Origin of the sequence: Saccharothrix sp. ST-888 (assembly GCF_000955975.1) — a bacterium.
Classification (GTDB): Bacteria; Actinomycetota; Actinomycetes; order Streptomycetales; family Streptomycetaceae; genus Kitasatospora.
The window spans coordinates 1-339 of sequence record NZ_JYJF01000673.1 but is presented as its reverse complement, the minus strand read 5'-3'; the positions used below and the strand labels follow the sequence as shown (position 1 = coordinate 339).

Sequence of the window (339 nt, the reverse complement as noted above, 5' to 3'; positions counted from 1 at the left end):
ATGACCGCCCGTCCGGTGGTTTCAACCGTGACCGCGATGACCGTGGCGGCTTCCGCCGTGACGACCGTCCGCAGGGCGGCTTCAACCGCGATGACCGTCGGCGTCGTGACGACCGCCCCCAGGGCGGCGGCTTCCGCCGGCGCGACCGTCCGTAGGGTGGATTCAACCGCGAGCGTGACGGCGGTGGTGGCTTCCGCGGCGATGATCGCCCGCAGGGTGGCGGTTTCGGTCGGGACCACCGTCCCCCCCGCCGCTTCCGCCACCGTGACGATCGCCCGCGTCGTCACCACCGCCCCCCCGGCGGTGGCTTCCTCGGCGGTGACCGCGCGCCGGGTGGTT

1 protein-coding gene is annotated in these 339 nt (G+C 74.0%); it reads right to left on the bottom strand.

What is annotated here, in order from left to right:
* Positions 1 to 339 (bottom strand): hypothetical protein (locus tag UK12_RS42250; RefSeq protein WP_045307114.1); only part of this gene is annotated, 339 nt, incomplete at both ends.